Source organism: Terrirubrum flagellatum (assembly GCF_022059845.1).
Lineage (GTDB): Bacteria > Pseudomonadota > Alphaproteobacteria > Rhizobiales > Beijerinckiaceae > Terrirubrum > Terrirubrum flagellatum.
Map to the genome: position 1 here is coordinate 4,797,307 of NZ_CP091851.1, position 16,087 is coordinate 4,813,393.

15 protein-coding genes are annotated in these 16,087 nt (G+C 63.4%); 8 read left to right on the forward strand and 7 right to left on the reverse strand.

Translation table 11 applies throughout. The features are described from left to right. Nucleotides 1–98 precede the first annotated feature (98 nt). The 4 genes from L8F45_RS23305 (at nt 99) to L8F45_RS23320 (ending at nt 5,254) form a co-directional block, all read left to right on the forward strand. Nucleotides 99–1,349, forward strand: a complete 1,251-nt coding sequence (locus L8F45_RS23305) for a hypothetical protein (protein WP_342360220.1) — start codon at nt 99–101, stop codon at nt 1,347–1,349. A gap of 26 nt (nt 1,350–1,375) precedes the next feature. Then, nucleotides 1,376–1,951, forward strand: coding sequence for a GNAT family N-acetyltransferase (locus L8F45_RS23310; protein WP_342360221.1), 576 nt, complete (start codon nt 1,376–1,378; stop codon nt 1,949–1,951). 34 nt (nt 1,952–1,985) lie between these two features. Next, complete coding sequence (locus L8F45_RS23315; RefSeq protein WP_342360222.1) at nt 1,986–2,564, forward strand: cysteine hydrolase family protein; 579 nt, start codon at nt 1,986–1,988, stop codon at nt 2,562–2,564. Between the two features lie 212 nt (nt 2,565–2,776). Then, nucleotides 2,777–5,254 (forward strand): DUF3772 domain-containing protein, encoded by a 2,478-nt coding sequence (locus L8F45_RS23320; protein WP_342360223.1) that lies wholly within the window; start codon nt 2,777–2,779, stop codon nt 5,252–5,254. A gap of 50 nt (nt 5,255–5,304) precedes the next feature. Here L8F45_RS23320 and L8F45_RS23325 read toward each other — a convergent pair whose 3' ends face one another. The 3 genes from L8F45_RS23325 to L8F45_RS23335 all read right to left on the reverse strand — a co-directional run bounded on the left by L8F45_RS23325 (nt 5,305) and on the right by L8F45_RS23335 (nt 7,931). Further along, a complete protein-coding gene (locus L8F45_RS23325) occupies nt 5,305–6,210 on the reverse strand; it encodes a hypothetical protein (RefSeq protein ID WP_342360224.1) in 906 nt (301 codons plus the stop codon). A gap of 97 nt (nt 6,211–6,307) precedes the next feature. Continuing rightward, nucleotides 6,308–7,132, reverse strand: coding sequence for an OmpA/MotB family protein (locus tag L8F45_RS23330; protein ID WP_342360225.1), 825 nt, complete (start codon nt 7,130–7,132; stop codon nt 6,308–6,310). Between the two features lie 34 nt (nt 7,133–7,166). Beyond that, complete coding sequence (locus L8F45_RS23335) at nt 7,167–7,931, reverse strand: motility protein A (protein WP_342360226.1); 765 nt, start codon at nt 7,929–7,931, stop codon at nt 7,167–7,169. 143 nt (nt 7,932–8,074) lie between these two features. On the opposite strand from L8F45_RS23335, the gene L8F45_RS23340 reads away from it, so the two are divergent. Continuing rightward, nucleotides 8,075–9,886, forward strand: coding sequence for a glucan ABC transporter ATP-binding protein/ permease (locus tag L8F45_RS23340; RefSeq protein ID WP_342360227.1), 1,812 nt, complete (start codon nt 8,075–8,077; stop codon nt 9,884–9,886). Between the two features lie 17 nt (nt 9,887–9,903). On the opposite strand, the gene L8F45_RS23345 is transcribed toward L8F45_RS23340, so the two are convergent. The 4 genes from L8F45_RS23345 to L8F45_RS23360 form a co-directional block, all read right to left on the reverse strand. Continuing rightward, the gene (locus L8F45_RS23345) at nt 9,904–10,698 is read right to left on the reverse strand and encodes a transporter substrate-binding domain-containing protein (protein WP_342360228.1); all 795 of its coding nucleotides are present in this window, start codon (nt 10,696–10,698) and stop codon (nt 9,904–9,906) included. An 88-nt stretch (nt 10,699–10,786) separates the two neighbouring features. Further along, nucleotides 10,787–12,082: an HlyC/CorC family transporter gene (locus tag L8F45_RS23350; protein ID WP_342360229.1), complete on the reverse strand. Its 1,296-nt coding sequence runs from the start codon at nt 12,080–12,082 to the stop codon at nt 10,787–10,789. A gap of 15 nt (nt 12,083–12,097) precedes the next feature. Beyond that, nucleotides 12,098–13,231 carry a 3-dehydroquinate synthase gene (gene aroB, locus L8F45_RS23355; RefSeq protein WP_342360230.1) on the reverse strand — a complete coding sequence of 378 codons (1,134 nt, stop codon included), beginning with the start codon at nt 13,229–13,231 and terminating at the stop codon, nt 12,098–12,100. Next, complete coding sequence (locus tag L8F45_RS23360; protein ID WP_342360231.1) at nt 13,228–13,830, reverse strand: shikimate kinase; 603 nt, start codon at nt 13,828–13,830, stop codon at nt 13,228–13,230. Before L8F45_RS23360 ends, aroB begins: the two co-directional genes overlap by 4 nt. Before the next feature lie 51 nt (nt 13,831–13,881). Between L8F45_RS23360 and L8F45_RS23365 the strand changes: the two genes are divergently transcribed. From L8F45_RS23365 to L8F45_RS23375, 3 genes are all read left to right on the forward strand, one after another. Beyond that, on the forward strand, nt 13,882–14,067 hold the full coding sequence (locus L8F45_RS23365; protein WP_342360232.1) for a histidine kinase: 186 nt from the start codon (nt 13,882–13,884) through the stop codon (nt 14,065–14,067). A gap of 10 nt (nt 14,068–14,077) precedes the next feature. Continuing rightward, on the forward strand, nt 14,078–15,049 hold the full coding sequence (locus tag L8F45_RS23370) for a site-specific tyrosine recombinase XerD (protein WP_342360233.1): 972 nt from the start codon (nt 14,078–14,080) through the stop codon (nt 15,047–15,049). 93 nt (nt 15,050–15,142) lie between these two features. Next, on the forward strand, nt 15,143–16,084 hold the full coding sequence (locus L8F45_RS23375) for a DUF6454 family protein (protein WP_342360234.1): 942 nt from the start codon (nt 15,143–15,145) through the stop codon (nt 16,082–16,084). The last annotated feature ends 3 nt before the right edge of the window (nt 16,085–16,087 follow it).

Sequence of the window (16,087 nt, forward strand, 5' to 3'; positions counted from 1 at the left end):
GCTATCAGCGGTTTCTAGGCTTCTCCGGTCGATTTTCGCCTGCGGCGCGGGCTCAAAATCGAAGAGCCAAAGTATTGAAGAGCTATCGGGGGGTCTTCATGGCGACGCAGGCAATCATTTCTTACGTCAAGAGTCCGTCTTCGATTATCGCCGTCTTCTCGGGCGCGTGCATGTACCTTGCCTATGCGATTGCGCACGGGCAATGGACGAACCCGTTCCTCATCAGCGTGTGTCTCTTTATTTCGATCTTCATTCCAAAATACTCGATCATCTCGAATAAGCTCGAAGAGAAGGTCAATCTTCGCTTCGCAATCGTCACGCTTGGAAGATTTGCGCGCTTCGCCATGCAGGCGGCGATGAATCTCGCGATCTGGATGCTGTTTTCCGTCGGCCACGTCACGCCTGGCGACGGTTTGAACGCGCTTGGCGGCGTGTTCGGCGTAGCGATGCTGACGACGCTGGCGTCAGTCGGCGCGCAATTCATCGCGCAGTTTCTGTTCAATCGCGGTTATGGCGATCTCAATCGCAACGTCATGATTGCGCTTTGCCTCAACATCATTCTGACAGCGTCGGCGACAATTGGCGTTCCGCTTCTGTCGGAGCTTTTCAAGATCGTCAGCCTTGGTCTGGGCGGACTTCTCTTCGCCATCGGCGTCATGTCGGACCTGCGCGGGCGCATGGCGCCGAAGGGCGGAATCGGCGTCTTCTTCGGCACCTTCAATCCGTTCCATGTCACGCATCTCGCGCTTATCCGCGGGGCGATCGAGACGCGCGGGCTGAGCAAGGTGATCGTGCATCCGACGGTTACGCCCAAGCTGCATGCGCTGGCGCTGGAGCGTGGAGAAATTCGCGTCGCCCGCATCGAGGCCGGCCTGTGCGTGCTCGAAAAGACCACGAGGGCCGATGCGAACGTGAACTATTTCCCGACCGGAAACCGCTTCTTTCCGCCGGAAACACGCAAGCTGATGATCGAACTGTCTCTCGCCGAGGCCGGGCTTGCCGACAAGGTCGAGGTGATGTGGCTGCCGGAAATCTATCGCGACAAGGGCTTCCACGGCGTGCTCCACGCCATTCGCAAGGCCCATCCCGGCGAGCGAATTCACGGCCTTCACGGAAGCGATCTTGGGGGCATGTGGGTGCGCGCGATCTATGATGAATGCGGGTGGATTTATCCGATCCCGCGCCGCCGCACCGACAAGGTGTCGGCGACGGCTATCCGCAATGGCGCGGTCAACATGACCAGCGGCATCGTCACCGACATTCTCGCGCATCTGAAGGCCGGCGAGGGCCTGTTCGAGAGCGGTCCTCTCAGGTTCCGCAATGAAGCGGGCCTGGTGTCTCGCGCCTAGAGCCTCGGACAGCGGGAGCAACTTTCATGTCGGTCCGTTTTCAGATCGTGGCCAACGCCGAGCAGCGGCAACAGGCCTACGCCATTCGCGCCATCGTCTATGTGGGCGAACAGAACTGCCCCTGGGACGAGGAGTTCGACGGAAATGACGACGCCGCGACCCAGATCCTCGGGCTTTGCGACGGCGAACCCTTCGCGACGGCGCGCATTCGCTGGTTTGCGGAATTCGCCAAGCTCGAACGGCTGGCGATCCGCCAGCCTTACCGCCATCTCGGCTACGGCCACGAGCTTCTCGATTATCTGATCGCGCTCTGTCGCGAGAAAGGCTTTCGCAAGGCCTATCTTCACGCCCAGTCGCGGCTCGAAACCTTCTATCGCAGACATGGCTTTACGTCGATCGGGCGGCCATTCGGCTTCTCCGATCACGATTATATCGAGATGGTCGCCGATCTCGCTCTCAATCCCGCGGCGATCAGCCTCGAGGACGGGCCGATGGTGATCAACCGGCCGGAGGGGCAGTGGGGACAGGCCGGCGTGCTCGAACATTCGCTGCGCCGCCTCGCAAATCAGAAATCTCCCGTCTTCACCCCCAGCTTCCGCTGAACGCTTTCATCAATCGAGAACTCAAGGAGCTCCCATGCAAATCCGCTTCGTCAACGCGCCCACGCTCGTGCTGATCGACATCCAGAAGGAATATACGACGCCAGGGCGGCCGTTCTTTCTTCAGGAGATCGGTCCAAGCCTGAAGAACTGCCGGCTGCTGCTGTCGGCCGCGCGGCGAGCCGGCGCGCGCGTGATCCATGTGCGGCATGTGCAGGATGGTCCGGTGTTCAAGCGCGGCGCGGCGGAGAGCGATTTCGTCGAGGGCTTTTCGCCTCTCAACAATGAAATTCATCTGCTGAAATCGAAACTGTCCTGCTACGCCAACGAGCGCTTCGCGCCGCTGATCGATGAGGCGAAGCCGGGCTCGGTCTATGTCGCGGGCTATGGCTCGACCATGTGCTGCATGGCGACCGTCGCGGCGGCGCCGCTCTTTGGGCACAAGCTCAATTTCATCCATGACGCGTCATGGGCGCGGTCGAGCTCTGGCCTCAGCGAAGAGGAGCTGCATCGCAACGCGACCGCGATCCTCGGCATCCATGGCGCGCTGGCGACGACGAAGGAGACGATCGCGCGCTTCGAGGAGGCGCAGTCTCCGGTTCTCGCCGCTGAATGAGGATTTGCGGTCTCGATCTCCTTTTGGCGGGCTGAGACTTTGTGACGGACGCTGCGGGATCGATGCTTCCGCCGCGCCCGAGAGGCCTGGTCTCCCCCCCCCCCCGGCGGCCAGGTCCTCTCCTTCGTGCGGACGCCGCAAGAGATCGCCGCTCCGCCTTGCCTCGGCCGTGATCAGGCCCATTCTAGCCCGGCGATTCCCTGCTGGGCTCAATGATGCTTTTCCTGGCGCGCCTTCCTCGCCAACTCCTTATTGTCTTCGCGTGCGTCTGGCTGGCGGTCAGCGCCGTTGGCGGAGTCGCTTTCGCCCAGCAGGACCAGCCCTCGTCCGACGCGAGCGGCGTCAGGGCCGCGCTGGATCGGGCTCGCGCGCAACTCGAACAGATCGAGGCGACGCTGCAGCGGCCCGATTTGCGCGACAGCGCGCTTCAGCAATTGCGCATTGGCGTCGATCCGCAGCTCGAATCCCTGCGCAAGATGGTGGAGGAGGCGACGCCGCGCGTGGAGACCCTGAAGGCGCGTCTGGCGCAGCTCGGCCCGCGGCCGGCCGCCAACGCCGCGCCGGAATCCGCCGATGTCGCGCGCGATCGCGCCGATCGGGAAAAGGCCCACCGCGACGCCGAGGATACGTTGCAGCTCGCGCGCGCGCTCGTCGTGCAGGCCGAGCAGGTCGCGACCGATATCACCGACCGCCGCCGCAGCCAGTTCGCCCGCCAACTCTTCGAACGCAGCCAGAGCCCGCTCAGTCCGTTCCTTTGGTGGCAGGTCAGCCAGGGCGCGCCGCGCGACTTCGACGCGCTCATGCTGACATTGTCGGACTGGTGGCGCGTCATCGCCGACGGCATCGGATATGCGCGCTGGATATTCGTGCTGCTCGGCCTCGCCGGCGCTCTCGCGATCCTGGGGCCGGTGACGCGCTTCATCGAGCGCTACACCATGCGCCAGGACGACAAGACCGCGCACGGGCGGGGAGAAAAGGCGTTCCGTGGCGGCGTCGTGGCGCTGCTCGGCGGATTGCGGCCGATCGCCGCCGCCTATGTCTTCCATTGGGGACTCGATACGGCCGGGCTGCTGCCGCAACGCATTTCGCCCGTGGTTTTCGCGATCCTCGCGGTGCTCGCCTTCGTCTCGGCGATTCAGGCGGTGGCGCAGGGCGTGCTCGCGCCGGACGCGCCGGGTTGGCGGCTGCCGACATTGAGCGATGCGAACGCGGCGACGCTCAAATCCGTGATCACGCGCTCCGTCGCCATCGTCATGGTCGGCAAGCTCGTCGAGACGGTCAATCAGGCGATCGGCGCAGGCCTCGCGCTGACGATCGCGACGCGCTCGATCTTCGCGCTGCTGTTCGTCGCCATGATGTGGCGCGCGCTCTCCGCGTCGCGGCCGAGCGATCCGGCGGAGGAGGCGTGCCTTGGCCCCTATGTGCCGCCGCCGGTCACTCTGTCCGGACCTGCGCGCATCCTGCTCGCGACCGCGCTGATCGTCATCCTCGCGGCGACGGCGACCGGTTATGTCCCGCTCGCCGTCTTTCTTGTCGATCAGGTGGTCTGGATCGGCGTCCTCGGCGCAGGACTCTATCTGCTGTTGATCTGCGTCGAGAACTTCACGGAATCGCTGCTGGCGGAGAACCGGCCGCTGTTCCGCCTGCTCAGCGAAAGCATCGGCCTGCGTCGCCGTTCGGTCGAGCAGTTCGCCGTCATCGCGACGGCGTTGGGCAAGGTGTTCCTCTGTTTCACCGCGATCCTGCTGGCGATCGCACCCTGGGGCGTCGAATCCACTGACATCATTTCATCGCTGCGCAGCGCCGTGTTCGGCTTCAAGATCGGCGACGTCACGATCTCGTTTTCCTCGATCGTTCTTGCGCTCATCGTTTTCGCTCTCGGCGTGTTCCTCACCAAGTCGAGCCAGACCTGGCTCGAGGAGAAATTCCTGCCGCGCACGGATCTCGATTCGGGCCTGAAGGATTCGATCCGCACGATTCTTGGCTATGTCGGCTTCGTGGCTGCGGCCGCGCTCGCCTTCTCCTCGCTCGGGCTTTCGCTCGACCGGGTTGCGATCATCGCCGGCGCGCTTTCCGTCGGCATCGGTTTCGGCCTGCAGTCGATCGTCAATAACTTCGTGTCCGGCCTCATTCTCCTGTGGGAGCGACCGATTCGCGTCGGCGACCTCATCGATGTCGGCGGCGACCAGGGCGTCGTCAGGCGCATCAATGTGCGGTCAACGGAAATTGAAACCGGCGACCGTTCGACGGTGATCATGCCCAACTCCAATCTGGTGTCGGGCGTCGTGAAGAACCGCGTCCACAATGATCGCAGCGGCCGGATTCTCATCCCGCTCACAGTGACGCGCGCTTTCGATCCCGACGTCGTCGCCGCGATCCTCTATGAAGCCGCGAATACGCATGAGAAGGTGCTGAAACGGCCGGAGCCTTGCGTTTTCTTCAAGAAGATCAGCGAGACCATGCTCGATTTCGAGCTCGTCTGCTTTGTCGGCGACGTCGACGTCATCGGCAATGTGTCGAGCGATCTTCATTTCATCATCTTCCGCGCCGTCAGCAAGGCGCAGCCGACGCCGGTGACGCCGACGATGAACATCAACGGTCTCCACGACCTCGCAAATTCGCTGGAAAGAATCGTCGAGGCGGTTCCGCGCGCAAGCGAATCGAGTTCAAGATTTGCGAAAATAAAATGACGCTTGCGCCATGCCCGGCGACCAGAACGGCGGTTGAGACGTCTATGAGATTAACTCGTTAAAGACCCGTATGCCGGCAGCTTGCTAACCATCCAATTCGGCTGAAGCCGTTGAAAAGCCGCAGCGCGAACCGATTTGTAGATAGCGAAATCTTCCTCGAGCGTGACATTCGAACGAACGGAATCATATGCCTTCAAAGCCGCCACGCCGAGCGCTTTCGCCGCCGTCAAAGCCGGATGAGCGATAATAGTTGGCTTCGCCAATTCGCCCAGCGCGGCGGCGGCGACGCCTGCGCGCGTTGTGGGCAGACGGTGATCGCCCTGGCCAGGGAGGCCGCCGATCGCTGCGTGCGTGCAACCAAACGAAAGAATCTCGCTTCTTGTATATCGGGAATCGATATCGAGACGGATGCGATTAAAATACCATCGCGAGCGCGGCAGCGCGGTGCTGCTCTCGCGACAAACGAAATGGTAAACCTCCTCGACGCAGGGGGGAATGACGCGAATGCCCGGGCCGTACATCGTTGCATCCGAGCTAACGGCGTCGAAAAGCATCATCGATTTGATCTTGATCTCCGCCGGCGATTCGGTTGCAAACCCAAAACTCCTTTTAACCAAGGAGGTCGCGCGCTCTCCCAGCTTGTTCAGGAGATTGAATTCATGGATGCGGTTCGCCAGATAAACTGTGATCATGGCGCCCCGGCTGTAGCCGGTGATAAATACCTCGACAATTTCGCTCTTGTCGGCTGATCGCAGTCCTGCGAGGTAGTCTAGGAGTCCGCGGATGCCAATAATCCCGCTTTCCGCGCCTGTCAGCGAAGGACCGCGGTGATAGAATTTACGGCTTATGCCGGAGTTCAGATAGATGGAGTGAACGAAGCTATAGTCCATCTCCTTGCTATATTCGTCGTTAAAGAATGGCCCGGTGCCATCAATGGCGATAAGTATCTTCGACATTCAACCCTACCGCAATATCTACAAATATGCCGCGTGCTTAAACGTGATAGCGGTAGTTGCATCAGCGGACGCTGGCAAGGGCGCGAATGCGCGAAGGTCAAGGCCGCGTCTGCGGCGGCACTGGCGCCGTCTCCCGCATCAGCAGGATCGTGACGCGGCGATTCGCGGCGAGATAGGGATTGTCGGGAAAGGCGGGATCGGTGTCGGATTTTCCGGCCACTGCATAGAAGCGATTGTCGGCGACGCCCGCGCCGGCGAGAATCTCGCGCACCGCCGAGGCGCGCCCGGCCGACAGCTCCCATCCCGACCAACCCGGCAAGGAGCCCGGACGCGCGGACGAGGTGTAGCCGGTGATCTGGATGCGGTTCGGCATGCGGCGCAGCACCGGCGCGATTCTCTGCAGCGCCCGGCGCGTGCGCTCGAACGGCGTGACGGCGCCTTCTGCAAACATCGATCGACCATCCTGATCGACGATCGAGATGTTCAGTCCCTCCTTGGTCTCTTCGACGACGATGTTCTTCGAGAGTTCCGCGATTTCAGGCATCTCGCCGAGCGCCTGCCGAAGCGAAGCTGTCGCTTCGCCGAAGCGGCGATCAAAGCCGGTGACGAAGATGCCATCCTCGTTCTTGTCGAGATTGGAGGGGACGGTGAAATCGGAACCTTCCTCGGGCGAAGCGATCTTGACGTTCTTGAGTTTGGCGCGCGTCGGGATGCCGTCAGCCTCGACGATGCCGGCGTAACGCGGATTGCGCTGGCTGCCGAAGGCGTCGCGCATCGAGCCCGCCACCGCCTGCAGCTTTTTCGAATCCTGCGACGAGAAAGCCGTGAGCATCACGAAGAAGCTCATCAGCAGGCTCATCAGGTCGGCGAAGGTGACGAACCAGCCGTGGCCGCCATGGCCTCCGCGCTTCTTCTTCGCCATCAGTCAAAATTCCGCATCGCCCGTCCGGACCGCGTCAAGCGGCCGCAAGCTCCTGGCGATAATGATCGGGCAGATAGGCGAGCAGCATCTCCTTGACGAGAGCGGGGCTCTTGGAGTCGCGGATCTGCAGAATGCCGTCGATGATGAGGGTGCGCGCGATCTCTTCCTCGGCGAGCTTCAGGCCGAGCTTGTCGGCCAGCGGGAGGCAGAGAAGATTGCCGACCAGCGCCCCGTAGAGCGTGGCCAGCAGCGCCACCGCCATGAAGGGGCCAAGCTTCGACGGGTCCTCCATATTGGCGAACATCTGCACCATGCCAATCAGCGTGCCGATCATGCCCCAGGCCGGAGCCGCGTCGCCGATGGCGCGATAGAGCTTGTCGCCCTCATGCAGCCGTTCGAGAAAATTGTCGCGATCGCGCTCCATCGTGTCGCGGATGAAGTCCTTGTCGTAACCATCGGCGATGAAGCGGACGCCCTGCGCCAGGAACGGATCGTGGATTTCCATCTTCTCGAGCGCCATCGGGCCGCTTTTGCGGACGACGTCGGCGACCTGCGTGATCTGCTCGACGAGTTCGTGCGGATGGAATTTTCGCAGCACGAACGCGTAGCGCAATCCCATGGGAAAGCCATGGATCATCGTCGACAGGGGAAAGCGGATCATCGTGCCGGCGAGGCAGCCGCCGCCGATAATGATGACCGCATGGATGTCGTAGAACATGCCAAGGCTGCCGCCCATCAGGATGATGGTGATGATCGTGGCGACGCCGGCGATGAACCCAAGCCCGGTTGCGATATCCATCAAGCAAACCCCTGCGCTCGCCAACCGTGGGGAGCGCCGTCCCCTTCTGCTTAAGCCGCGGCCGTTAAAGGAACCGTTAAGGTTGCCACCGGGATACGCGGCGCCTTAACTCCGGACCCAGCGATACAAGAGGAGAACAGCGGATGAACATGGCGCGGCTCTACGCCCGCGTGCTCGGCCAGCTCGGACCGGAGATGAAGCTTGGCGCGGCCCTCGCCGTCGCCAATCTTATCCTCGCCATGGCGACCTTCGCCGAGCCGATCCTGTTCGGCCGCATCGTCGACGCGCTCATCGGCAAATCGGGCGCGGCCGCTGGCGAGCCCGTCACGTTCGGGAAGCTTGCACCGCTGATCTCGATCTGGATCGGCGTCGGCCTCACGACGATCATCGTCGGCGTGTTCGTCTCGCTGCATGCGGACCGGCTGGCGCATCGCCGCCGCCTCGCAGTGATGGCGAATTATTTCGAGCATGCGCTGACGCTGCCGATCGCCTTCCATATGCAGACCCATTCCGGCCGCGTGCTGAAGGTGATGCTCGATGCGACAAGCGGCATGTGGGGGCTGTGGCTCGCCTTCTTCCGCGAGCATTGTGCGAGCTTCGTCACGCTGTTCATCCTGCTGCCTTTCACGCTCTGGCTGAACTGGCGCATGGGGCTGCTGCTCGTCGGTCTCGTCATCCTGTTCGGTTCGCTGACGGTCTACATCCTGCGCAAAACCGAGCGGCTGCAGACGAGCGTCGAGCGCTATCACTCCGATCTCGCGGAGCGGGCGTCGGACGCGCTCGGCAATCTGCCCGTGATCCAGAGCTTCACGCAGATCGAGACCGAGGTGCGCGGCCTGCGCACCACCATGGCGACCTTGCTCGACGCGCAGATTCCGGTGCTGTCCTGGTGGGCGATCGCGACCGTGCTGACGCGCGCCTCGGCGACGCTGACCGTGCTGACGATCTTTCTGCTCGGCACCTATCTCCATCTCAACGGCCAGACGACGATCGGCGAAATCATCACCTTCACCAATTTCGCTACCATGCTGATCGGACGGCTCGAACAGGTCGTCGGTTTCGTCAATTACATCTTCATGCAGGCGCCGAAGATGGCCGAGTTCTTCGAGATTCTCGATACGACGCCGGCGGTGCGCGACAAGCCGAACGCCATCACGCCGCAGCGGCTCTCGGGCGCGGTGACGTTCGACGACGTGTCCTTCTCCTATGACGGCAAGCGGCCGGCAGTGGCCGACGTCACGTTCGAGGCGAAGCCCGGCGAGACGATCGCGCTTGTGGGGTCGACGGGTTCGGGCAAGTCGACCACGCTTGGACTGCTCCATCGCGCCTTCGATCCGCAATCGGGCGCGATCCGCGCCGATGGCGTCGACCTGCGTGATTATTCGTTGCTGGGGCTCAGGCGGAATATCGGCGTCGTCTTCCAGGAGCCGATGCTGTTCGCCCGCTCGATCCGCGAGAATCTGCAAATCGGCAAGCCGGAGGCGAGCGAAGCGGAGATGAACGTTGCGCTCGAACGGGCGCAGGCGACGGAAATCATGACGCGTCAGCCGCAGGGGCTCGACACCATCATCGGCGAGCGCGGCCGCACGTTGTCGGGCGGCGAGCGCCAGCGCCTGTCGATCGCGCGCGCTCTCCTGAAGGACCCGCCGATCCTGATCCTTGATGAGGCGACCTCGGCCCTCGACGCGGCGACCGAGAAGAAATTGCAGAAGGCGCTTGAGGAGGTGATGCGCGGCCGCACCACCTTCGTCATCGCGCATCGCCTCGCCACGATCCGCAACGCCACGCGCATCCTCGTCTTCGATGAAGGCCGCATTATCGAATCAGGCTCGTTCGATGAGCTCGTTGCGAAAGGCGGCCGCTTCGCGACGCTCGCCAAGGCGCAATATCTTGCGTCGGAGCCCGCGGAGGCGCCCGCGCCGTCGCCGCTCGCGTTGAAGATCGCCGAGGGGTGAAAGTCAGCGCGTACGCGCTATTTCACGAACTGGTCGAACGCTTTCTGCATCTCGCCGCTTTCCTTGGCGAGATGCAGCCACTGATCGACGAAGGATTTGAGGACCACGTCGCCTCGCGGCAGGAGATAGCCGAGTTCGCCATATTGCAGCGGCTGATCGGGATTGATCGCGCACAGTCCGGGACGCAGTTTTTCCTGAACCTTGGTCTCGATCGATTCCGTCACCATGACGTCGGCCTTGCCTTGCAGCACCTGGTCGAAGATCGTGACATTGTCGGGAAAGACCTCGACCTTCGCCGTCTTGAAGGCGCCGCGCGCGAAGCGCTCATTGGTCCCGCCGGGATTGACGATGACGGTCACGCCCGGCTTGTCGATATCGGCGATCGATTTGAACTTGTCCTTGTCGGCGCAGCGCGCGATCGGCGCCTTGCCGTTGACGAGATAGGGTTGGCTGAAGAAAGCGCGCTTCTGGCGATCCAGCGTGACGGAAATGCCGCCCATGGCGACGTCGCATTTGCTGGAGGTAAAGTCCGCCATCAGGTTCGACCAGCTCGTCTTGACGAATTTCGCCTCGACGCCGATCGCCTTCGCCAGCGACTTTGCGAGCTCGATATCGACGCCCTCAAATAGGTCGCCCTCGGCCTTGTAGAAGGTGAAGGGCTTGTAGTCGCCGGTGGTGCAGACTGTGAGAACGCCGCGCTGCTGGATCGCATCGAGCTGGCTGGCGGCCGCGCCTTGCGCGCGCGCCTGCGGCGCAGCCGTAATCGAAACCGTCGTCAAGGCGGCGAGGGCGGTGGAGCGGAGCGAAAGCATGTCTGGCTGGTCCTTCGGCGGATGACGATTCATCTCAACCGAAGCGGGAGGCGGCGGCAAGCCGCCTTTCCAGCGGGCGCCTGATGGCTCAGGCCTGCTCGCTGACCGGCGGCGGCAGTGGATTGATTCTGAGCGCCGTGATGCGGTTGCGGTGTTTGCGCAGCACGGCGAAACGAAAGCCGTGGAAAGTGAAGACCTGGCTGGCGTCCGGGATCATGCGCGCTTCCTGGATCACCAGACCGGCGATGGTCGTCGGTCCGTCGTCAGGCAGGCTCCAGTCCATGGCCCTGTTGACGTCGCGGATCGGCGTCGAGCCCTCGACGATGACGCCGCCATCGCGCTGCGGTCTGACGCCGCCGGTCGCCACGTCATGCTCATCCTTGATGTCGCCGACGATCTCCTCAAGCACGTCTTCGAGTGTGACGAGACCCATCACCACGCCGTATTCGTCGATGACGAAGGCGAAATGCGTCTTCTTCTGGAGGAAAGCGCGAAGCTGGTCGTGCAGGGCGGTCGTATCAGGCACGAACCAGGGCGCGATGGTGACGGCTTTCAGATCAATCCCGGCGGGATCGCCTTGCGCCGCATCAAGCGCGCGCAGCACGTCCTTCGCATGCAGGAGGCCGATGATGTTCTCCGGGCTCTCGCGCCAGAGCGGCATGCGCGTGTAGGGCGAGGCCAGCACCTCGCGCACGATCGTCTCAGGCGGCTGATCGGCGTCGATGGCGCGCATCTTCGTGCGATGAACCATCACGTCGGACACGGCGAGATCGTGCAGGTCGAGCAGGCCGCCGATCATGTCGCGGTCCGACTTCACCACGCCGCCTTCCTTGTGCAGCAGGTCGATCGCGCCCTTGATTTCCTCATGCGCGTTGGCGGCGGTGAGCGCGCGGTCGGTGCGCACGCCGACGAGCCGGAAGGCGCTGCGCACGGCGAATTCGATGCAGGCGAAGACGGGGCCGAGCATGGCGACAAGCGTCGCCGCTGTTCGGGCGAGCCGCAGCGCCAGAGCGTCGGCCCGGGCGCTTGCGAGCGAGCGCGGCGCCGCTTCGGCGAAGATGATGATCAGGATCGCCATCGCCACGACCGCAAGGCCGAAGCCGGCGAAGCCGTATTTCGGCTCCATCAGCCAGGTCACGAAAGCGGCGGCGGCGATGTTCACCAGCGTCTTGCCGACCATCATCGCGCCGGTCAGCCGGTCGCGGGATTCGGCGAGACGGTTGACGATTGCGGCGCGCCCGTCGCCGGCTTTTTCGAGCGCGAGCATGCGCGTGCGCGACGCCACGTTGATCGAGGTCTCGATCGCCGACAGCGACGCCGAAACGGCAAGACAGCCCGCGACGATCAGCGCCGCGAGGCGGTTATCGACAAGAAGCTCATCCATGGATCAACGTCGCGATCACCGCCGGCCGAGCTCTTCTTCGAGAAACGCGCGCGCTTTCTCGCCATCGACGCCGCGGGCGATGAAGCTCTCGCCGACGCCGCGCGCAAGGATGAAGGTGAGCTGGCCGTCGGCGACCTTCTTGTCCTGATACATCGCCTCCGTCAGCGATGCGGCGTCGCCGATGTCGCCCTTGATGTCGTGAAGCCGCGTCGGCAGGCCGACCGCCTGCAGATGCTTCTCGACGCGCACCGCATCCTGGCCGCCGGCGAAGCCTAGCTTCACGGAGAATCGAAAGGCGAGCGCAAGACCGATCGCGACAGCTTCGCCATGGACGAGCCGCGCGCCGTCATAATGCGTGGCGCGCTCCAGCGCGTGCGCGAAGGTGTGGCCGAGATTGAGCAGCGCGCGGTCGCCGGTTTCGCGCTCGTCGCGCGCCACGATCGCCGCCTTGGCGCGGCAGCTCACCGCGACGGCGTGATCGCGCTCGGGTCCGCCGGAGAAGACGCCCGCCGCATTTGTTTCCAGCCATTTGAAAAAAGCGCGATCGTCGATCAACCCGTATTTGACGATCTCGGCGTAGCCGGCGCGCTTTTCGCGATCTGGCAGCGTGTCGACGAGCGCGGTGTCGGCGATGACAAGAACAGGTTGATGGAAGGCACCGATGAGATTCTTGCCATGCGGCGAATTGATTCCGGTCTTGCCGCCGACGGAGGAATCAACCTGCGCGAGAAGGCTTGTCGGAATCTGTACGAAGCGAAGCCCGCGCCGCGCGATCGCCGCGGCGAAGCCGGCGAGATCGCCGACCACGCCGCCGCCGAGCGCGACGACGAGATCGTTGCGCTCGATGCGCGCCGCGATGATGTCGTCGCAGACGCGCTCCAGCGTCGCATAGCTCTTCGAGCCTTCACCTGCTTCAACCACGATCGTTGTGACCGCGACGCCCTGATCCTTCAGCAGCTTCTCGACCGCCGGCCGATGCAAGCGATCGAGATTCGCGTCGGTGACGATCGCGGCGCGCCGGCCTGGCTTCAGTTGCGGCCATCGCGTTGTGAGTTCGCCGAGCGCGCCGCGCCCGACGAGGATGTCATAGGAACGGTCGCCGAGCGCGACAGGCACGATGAGAGGCGGTGGCGACACGGGTTTGTTCATTGCGGCTGCTCGATCGGCGCGGATTTCAGATGCGCGGTGATCGCGGCGATCGCCTCCTCCACCATCGTCTCGTGTGGCAGTTCGCGGGAATAGACCGTGACGTCTGCGAGGGCGTAGGTGGGGTAGCGCTGCTCGATCAGCTTGCGCAGAGTCTCCTCGGGATCGGTGGTGTGCAGCAGCGGCCGGTTGCTGCGCTTGCGCACGCGCCGCATCAGCACGTCGAAATCGGCTTTGAGCCAAACGGAGACGCCCCGGGCGGCGATCTGCGCCCGCGTCTCCGGATTCATGTAGGCTCCGCCGCCGGTCGCCAGAATGATGGAGCCTTCGGCCAGAAGTCGCGAAATCACGCGCCGCTCGCCGTCGCGGAAGAAGGTTTCGCCATGCTGGGCGAAGATTTCCGGGATGGTCATCTGCGCCGCCGCCTCGATCTCGGCGTCCGCATCCCGGAAGGGCAGGTTGAGCCGGGCGGCGAGGCGCTTGCCGAGCGAGGTCTTGCCCGCCCCCATCATGCCCACGAGCACGAGCGCGCGGCCGCCGAGCGCGTCGCGGATCGAGGAGGCTGGGGTCATCAGGGCGGCTTCGGCCATGGCCATGCCCATACATCGATCATGGCGGGACCGAAAGGACGCCCGCCCCGCGCGATCTTGCGCATGGCGCGGGACCATGATCGAAGCCCGGTCGAGGGGAACGCTTTGACGAGTCTGGTGCGATTCCTGCTGATCGTCGCCATCCTGGCGGGGCTGGGCTATGCCGGCCTTGTGGCGCTCGTCTACCTCGTCGAGCCGCAGCAGCGCGAGATCGTGGTGACAGTGCCCGCGAACCGGATCGGCAAATGAGGCTGCTGACATGACGCGGGCCGGCGAGCGCGCCTCGATCGCCGCGCCGGACCGGCGACTGATCGCGCGATTCCTCGCCATGCTCTCGGCGGAGCGTGGCGCTGCGGCGAACACGATCGCCGCCTACGAGCGTGACCTCGCGGACTACGCCGAGTTCCTGGCCGACAGCGGCCTGTCGATCGCCTCGGTGACGGCGGATGGCGTCAGGCGCTATCTCGATCGCCTCGCAGCGATGAAGCTGAAGCCGTCGTCTTCAGCGCGGCGATTGTCTGCCATCCGCCAGCTTCACCGCTTCCTCTACAGCGAGCAGATGCGCGCCGATGATCCCTCGGCTGCGATCGAATCGCCGAAGCAGGGACGGCGGCTGCCGAAGACCATGGCGACCGACGATGTCGTAAGACTCCTGTCGCGCGCCGCCGAGGATGCGCAGGCGCCCGACATCACGCCGGGTGAGCGATTGCGCAGGCTGCGTCTCTCCTGCCTGCTGGAGCTGCTTTACGCCACCGGCCTGCGCGTCTCCGAACTCGTGTCGCTGCCGGCCTCAGTGCTGCATGCGCAGGAGCCGTTGATCGTGGTGCGCGGCAAGGGTGGCCGCGAGCGCATGGTTCCGCTCAATGAAGCGGCGCGGAAGGCGCTCGCCGCCTATCGCGCGCAACTCGACGAGCTTCATCTTGGCGGCGGCAAATGGTTGTTCCCGGCCGACAGCGCTGCCGGCTTTCTGCCGCGCCAGATATTCGCGCGCGATCTCAAGACGCTTGCTGGCGCCGCCGGATTGCGCGCCGACAAGATAAGTCCGCACGTTTTGCGCCATGCCTTCGCAAGCCATCTTCTCCAGAACGGCGCCGATTTGCGCGTGGTGCAGGAACTTCTGGGGCACGCGGATATTTCAACCACACAGATCTACACGCACATCCTGGATGAGCGCATGAAAGCCATGGTGCGCGACCTGCACCCGCTCAACCAGCCCGACGAGCCCAAATAGGCCGCTCGCGCATTGGGAATGCGCGACGCCATGATCATGACACGCGGGCGTCGCAGAGCTGTGGTCCCAAACAAAAGATGCGGGAGGATGATCATGGATCGACGCTCTTTCCTCGTGGGCGCCAGCGCGGTCGCCGCTTCCGCCGCCGTTGCGCGCGCCGCCGATCCTCTTCTCGCCCAACGGGTTCCGCTTCTCACGCGCAACACGGTCTGGAAGCAGGTGGGCGCAATCCCGGTGCAATTTCCGACCTTCCATCCGCAGGGCATGGTGAAGATCGGCGAGGATTTCTATTTTTCCTCAGTCGATATTCGCACGCCGACGAAGCGCTTTCCGCAGCTCCAGAACGGCTATGATCGCGATACCGGAGAAGGCGTCGGCTATCTCTTCAAGATGGACAAGCAGGGCAAGCTCGTTTCCGCGGCGCAGCTTGGCGAAGGCTCGATCTATCACCCCGGCGGCATCGACTATGACGGGAAATATATCTGGGTTCCCGCCGCCGAATATCGCCCGAACAGCCGCTCGATCATCTATCGCGTCGACCCTGAGAAGATGAAGGGCGAGGAGATGTTCCGCTTCGGCGATCACATTGGCGGCCTCGCCTGCAATACCGATGACAAATCGCTGCATGGCGTGAGCTGGGGTTCGCGGCGCTTCTACGCCTGGACGCTCGACAGCGAGGGCAAGCCTGCGAACGCCGACAAGACGCCGGAACAACTCCGCGTTGCGAATCCGGCGCTCTATATCGATTATCAGGACTGCCATTATGTCGGCGGCTCGAAGATGCTGTGCTCCGGCGTCAACAATTATCGCGCCTCGACCGAGGGCGCGGTGTTCCGCCTTGGCGGCGTCGAGCTTGTCGATCTCAAGACCAATTCGCCGGTCTGGCAGGTCCCGATCGAACTATGGTCCATGTCGGGCTTGCCGATGACGCAGAATCCGTTCTGGTTCGAGCCCATCGAAAACGGCGTGCGCGCCTATTTCATGCCCGACGACGACAAGTCGAATCTGTTCATCTACGAGGCGCTGACTTCTTGAGCG

Excerpts from the sequence above, each read along its gene's own strand:
- L8F45_RS23305 (WP_342360220.1), top strand. The coding sequence starts at position 99 with ATGGCGACGCAGGCAATCATTTCTTACGTCAAGAGTCCGTCTTCGATT.
- L8F45_RS23310 (WP_342360221.1), top strand. The coding sequence starts at position 1,376 with ATGTCGGTCCGTTTTCAGATCGTGGCCAACGCCGAGCAGCGGCAACAG.
- L8F45_RS23315 (WP_342360222.1), top strand. The coding sequence starts at position 1,986 with ATGCAAATCCGCTTCGTCAACGCGCCCACGCTCGTGCTGATCGACATC.
- L8F45_RS23320 (WP_342360223.1), top strand. The coding sequence starts at position 2,777 with ATGATGCTTTTCCTGGCGCGCCTTCCTCGCCAACTCCTTATTGTCTTC.
- L8F45_RS23325 (WP_342360224.1), bottom strand. The coding sequence starts at position 6,210 with ATGTCGAAGATACTTATCGCCATTGATGGCACCGGGCCATTCTTTAAC.
- L8F45_RS23330 (WP_342360225.1), bottom strand. The coding sequence starts at position 7,132 with ATGGCGAAGAAGAAGCGCGGAGGCCATGGCGGCCACGGCTGGTTCGTC.
- L8F45_RS23335 (WP_342360226.1), bottom strand. The coding sequence starts at position 7,931 with ATGGATATCGCAACCGGGCTTGGGTTCATCGCCGGCGTCGCCACGATC.
- L8F45_RS23340 (WP_342360227.1), top strand. The coding sequence starts at position 8,075 with ATGAACATGGCGCGGCTCTACGCCCGCGTGCTCGGCCAGCTCGGACCG.
- L8F45_RS23345 (WP_342360228.1), bottom strand. The coding sequence starts at position 10,698 with ATGCTTTCGCTCCGCTCCACCGCCCTCGCCGCCTTGACGACGGTTTCG.
- L8F45_RS23350 (WP_342360229.1), bottom strand. The coding sequence starts at position 12,082 with ATGGATGAGCTTCTTGTCGATAACCGCCTCGCGGCGCTGATCGTCGCG.
- aroB (WP_342360230.1), bottom strand. The coding sequence starts at position 13,231 with ATGAACAAACCCGTGTCGCCACCGCCTCTCATCGTGCCTGTCGCGCTC.
- L8F45_RS23360 (WP_342360231.1), bottom strand. The coding sequence starts at position 13,830 with ATGGGCATGGCCATGGCCGAAGCCGCCCTGATGACCCCAGCCTCCTCG.
- L8F45_RS23365 (WP_342360232.1), top strand. The coding sequence starts at position 13,882 with ATGGCGCGGGACCATGATCGAAGCCCGGTCGAGGGGAACGCTTTGACG.
- L8F45_RS23370 (WP_342360233.1), top strand. The coding sequence starts at position 14,078 with ATGACGCGGGCCGGCGAGCGCGCCTCGATCGCCGCGCCGGACCGGCGA.
- L8F45_RS23375 (WP_342360234.1), top strand. The coding sequence starts at position 15,143 with ATGGATCGACGCTCTTTCCTCGTGGGCGCCAGCGCGGTCGCCGCTTCC.